General features: G+C 42.6%; 1 protein-coding gene. It reads left to right on the forward strand.

Features of this window, described 5'->3' with window-relative positions; translation table 11 throughout:
* Nucleotides 1–10: 10 nt before the first annotated feature.
* On the forward strand, nt 11–249 hold a 239-nt coding region (locus AAEZ00_RS21835; RefSeq protein WP_502959363.1), incomplete at its 3' end, for a hypothetical protein.

Below are 249 nucleotides of genomic sequence, written 5' to 3' on the forward strand. Positions count from 1 at the left end.
TTGGTTAACAATGTTGTTAGCTGCTAGCGTAGGTATGAGTGGTTGTAATCGTGATTTAGCTGAGGGTGTGCAGCAACCGGAAACTCCTACTACTGCAATTGATTCTATAGAGGCTGTTATTTCACCAAATCAAGTGGTTCAATCCGATCTAGGTAGGCTTATTGGTACCTGGGAAAACAAAGATGAGGACGTTGATGGCGTGCTCGATGAGCAAGATGACTATCCATTTGATGCGAGTAAGAGTAAATA

The organism is Shewanella sp. S1-49-MNA-CIBAN-0167 (assembly GCF_040310145.1).
Classification (GTDB): domain Bacteria; phylum Pseudomonadota; class Gammaproteobacteria; order Enterobacterales; family Shewanellaceae; genus Shewanella; species Shewanella psychromarinicola.